Raw genomic sequence first — 2,801 nt, forward strand, 5'->3', positions numbered from 1 at the left:
CCCCAGGCCGCGACGGGTTGCCGCAAGGGCGCGTGGCCGGAGTCTATTTTGTGGGCGCGGCTTGCAGCGGCGATCCGAGACCGCGGTCAGCTGCGACGCCCCGTCGCGGCTGAAGCCGCTCCCACAGCGTCGCCGCGCGACTTTCACGATAACTTTGTTACGTGTGTGCCTATGGTAACCAAACCGTAAGACGATGCCGATAAGCTAACGGCCCGGACGGCTCGTGGGCCACCCCGGAACATGATAGTCCCCTGCGGCCGCGATGCGGCGCGGCGCCGAACGCCGCTGCCGCGTTCCGCACGCGGCCCGTCGCGGCTGAAGCCGCTCCCACCGCGCCGCCGCGCGACGTTCACGGTATAGCGAAGCGTCGGCCGCGGGTGGACGGCGCTTACCCCAGAGGTGCGCACGATGATTCAATCCCCCCTGTTGGTCGAGAAGAAACGCGAGGCGCTGACACAGGGGCTGCTCGCCCTTGGGGAGGAGGTCGCGACGGCCTTGGCGAAGTCGCTGGAGGCCCTGCGCACCCAGGACCTGGCCCTGGCCCGTGAGGTTGTCGATGGCGATGCCTCCATCAACCTCGCCCGCCGCATCCTGGAGCAGGAGGCCGTGCTGGCGCTGGCCGCGTACCAGCCCGCCGGGTCGGACCTGCGCAGGATCGCCGCCTCGCTGGAACTGGTGGCGGAACTGGAGCGCATCGGCGATTACGCGGCCGATGTGGCCCGCATCCTGCTGCGTGAGGAGTGGGGTCAACTGCCGGGGAACCTGACGGCCGGCATCGCCCAGATGGGTGATGCCGCCTTGGGGATGTTCCGGGACGCATTGCGCGCCTACACGCGCGAGGGCGGTGACGAGGCCCTGGCGCGGGCCGTGGCGGCCCGGGACGATCAGGTAGACGCCCTCCAGCGTGCGGCGCTCGACGCCGTCGTCGACCTGATCCGGGACAACCCGGCCGTGGCCGCGCCGGCCCTGGCCCTGTCCTGGATCGCCCACTATTACGAGCGCGTCGCCGACCGCGCGACCAATATCGCCGAGCGCGTGGTCTACCTCGCGACCGGTGAAATCCCCGACTTGAACTGAGCCCCCCCATGAACAAGACCCTACTCTTGCCGACCCTGATGGCGTCGGCCTTGCTCGCGCCCATGACGCACGCCTCGCCGGTATTGTTCGCCACCGGCACACTCACGCAGAGTACCGCCGGGCCGAATGCGGACCTGTCCGGATTGACCGCGCCGATGGAGAACGGGGTACGCGGGGACCTGCTGGGCGGTATCGGGTCCGGCCTCGCCTATGCGGGCGGCAACACCTTCATCGCCACCCCGGACCGCGGCCCCAACGCCACCGTCTATAACCCATTGGTCGATAATACCAGCTCCTATATCGACCGGTTTCAGACCATCGGCATGGGCCTGGTGGTGAATCCGAACTACGTGGCGGGCGTCAATCAACCCTATCTGCTGAACCCGGTCTTGAATGCGACCACCCTGATGTGGAGCGCGACCCCGCTGAACTATGGGGACGGCTCCCTGGGGACCGGCTCGGGCTACACGCTGGGCAGCGGCGTGCCGTCGCAGAACTCGCCGGGTGTCAACTATTTCACCGGGCGCTCGGACAACTTCGCCGGCACCGGGTCCACCAACGCCGCCAATGCCCGCTTCGATCCCGAGGCGGTGCGCGTGTCGCCCGATGGTCGCAGCCTCTTCGTCTCGGATGAATACGGGCCCTACGTCTACCAATTCGACCGCGCCACCGGCGAGCGCATCCGCACCTTCGCAGTCCCGGGCAACCTCGCCGTCGCCACCCTCGGTCCGACCACGGCCGCCGAGGACGCCCCCAACAACAGCAGTGGGCGGGTCGCAAACAAGGGGATGGAGGGCCTGGCCATCACGCCCGACGGCAAGACGCTGGTCGGTATCGTCCAGGCGGCGGCGCTTCAGGACAAGAACAAGTACCTGCGGATCGTGACCTTCGACATTGTGAGCGGTCAGGCGACCCATGAGTATGCGTATCAGTTGACCACCGGGTCCGGGGTGAGCGATCTGGTCGCGGTGAACGATCACGAATTCCTGGTCGATGAGCGTGACGGCAAGGGTCTCGGCGACGGGAGCGCGGCGGTCATCAAGCAGGTCTTCAAGATCGATATCACCGGGGCCACGGACGTGATGAATGAGCCGGTGTTGTCCAACCTCACGATGGTGGGCAAGACCGTGGTCGCCAAGAGCGCCCTGCCGGTGGTGGACCTGGTGACACTGCTCAATGCCGCCGGCATCGCGAGCACCGCCATCCCGGCCAAGATCGAAGGCCTGGCCTTCGGCCCCGACCTGGTGTTCGACGCCACCGACTATCACACCCTGTTCATCGCCAACGACAACGATTTTCTGCCGACCGAGGCCGGACCCAACCAGTTCTATGTCGTGGGCATCCCGTTCAGCGACCTGCCGGGCTACCAGGAGCAACTGGTCCCCGCGGCCCCGACGCTGTGGCTGATCGGTGCCGGCCTGCTGGGCCTGGGGCGCGGCGTTCACGGCGGCCTGCGGCGGCGCGGCGGCAAGGGGCACGAGTGACCCCGCAAGGATGCCCCGTCGCCGCCTGGTGATCCCGGCTTTAAGGCGCCACGGTTGGCCTCAAGTACGGATCGTTAGCGGTCGGGGCCCTTGCCGCACGGGCTGCAGGGGTGCGATTAGAACGGATGTGTTAACGCACATGTCGTAGGGTACGCATCGCGTATCCTACAGCTACAGCTACCGGACGTTCTCATGGACCGGGCGTCGTTGTCGTTGTCGTAATCGTGGTCGGATTATTCG

General features: G+C 67.1%; 2 protein-coding genes. Both read left to right on the top strand.

Annotated features, from left to right (window positions below; genetic code table 11):
• The first annotated feature begins 408 nt into the window (after positions 1-408).
• Positions 409-1,077 (top strand): phosphate signaling complex protein PhoU, encoded by a 669-nt coding sequence (phoU, locus tag QZY48_RS32975; protein WP_295438771.1) that lies wholly within the window; start codon positions 409-411, stop codon positions 1,075-1,077.
• 8 nt (positions 1,078-1,085) lie between these two features.
• Positions 1,086-2,561: an esterase-like activity of phytase family protein gene (locus QZY48_RS32980; protein ID WP_295438773.1), complete on the top strand. Its 1,476-nt coding sequence runs from the start codon at positions 1,086-1,088 to the stop codon at positions 2,559-2,561.
• The last annotated feature ends 240 nt before the right edge of the window (positions 2,562-2,801 follow it).

This window comes from uncultured Thiodictyon sp. (assembly GCF_903828115.1).
GTDB lineage: Bacteria > Pseudomonadota > Gammaproteobacteria > Chromatiales > Chromatiaceae > Thiodictyon.

What these genes read in the sequence shown, in the direction of transcription:
- phoU (WP_295438771.1), top strand. Translation starts at nt 409, where the DNA reads ATGATTCAATCCCCCCTGTTGGTCGAGAAGAAACGCGAGGCGCTGACA.
- QZY48_RS32980 (WP_295438773.1), top strand. Translation starts at nt 1,086, where the DNA reads ATGAACAAGACCCTACTCTTGCCGACCCTGATGGCGTCGGCCTTGCTC.